The 1,032-nt window shown below is 42.2% G+C and carries 1 pseudogene; it reads left to right on the top strand.

What is annotated here, in order from left to right:
• Nucleotides 1-462 precede the first annotated feature (462 nt).
• Nucleotides 463-1,032: pseudogene (locus ACYVGR_RS27135) on the top strand (T9SS type A sorting domain-containing protein); the annotation flags it as partial.

Here is a 1,032-nt window from a genome sequence, read left to right as displayed (position 1 = left end):
GCTGACGTTAAAGTCGGGCTCCAATGTGGATGGATTTGGGGGTACATTTACAACCCCATAACTAGTTGAAAGTACTTTAATCGTATTGTCAAAAAAGGCCTGACTGTTATTTAAATGGGTCAGGTTTTTTTTGTTCGGTCCTGCAAAACGGATAAAATGTATTGCCCAATGCCACTGGGGTATAGCTAACCAAAGTTTCAATTGTTCACCTGACCCAGAACTAGCGAGTGCGATGGATAGTATGAAAGGTTATAGTGGTCGAAATCAGCGTAGAACGGATTAGAATAATGCCTAATCCAATCGATTTTTTTAGGAAAAAAATAAGGTAACCCGTTAAATAATGTTTATGCCAGAATTACCACTGGTTAATAAAATTTTACTTGCCCGAAATGCCTTTTTTTAGATATTTGAGGGATAATTAGTAGGCGACTTTAAAATTCTCTAAACTTTATATTCACGATTATGATCAGGAAACTTTTACTTATAGTCTTACTGGGGATGTGTAGCGGTTATGCTGCCCTAGCGCAAGACCCTTCAGCATCGGGGGTTGTCATTAACCCGAACCCTATTCAGACTGGACAACCTGGCAGCATTACGGTTAGCTTTGGTAATGGTAGTTCGGCTCCTATTCCTCAAAGTGCTGCAGTTACTTACACGGTCGAAATTCCCAAAAACATCGGTATAGTTTCGTATTCGCTGACAGTCCCTACCGGTTCAACGAACACAACAGGTAATCTGTCGGTAACACAAACTAGCAGTGCTACTAGTGTTATCCTTCAAATAACTAGTCCATCGGCGGGTATTCCAGGCGACGCGATTTACGATTTGGTTATTTCTATGGGTGGTTTTGCGCCTACTACTTCCCCAAATCCTAGAGTAACTGCCAATGCGGCAGGTACTGGACTAACTGCTACTAACGTTACAGACAATGATAATTCCAGTGCGCAGTTAGTTGTTCAAGGTCCAATGCCAGTAGCTTTAGTGTCCTTTTCGGCCAAGGCTCAGGAAGATCATACCGTGAGTCTGGCCTGG

This window comes from Spirosoma litoris (genome assembly GCF_054776755.1).
This window is presented reverse-complemented; position numbering and strand designations above follow the sequence as displayed.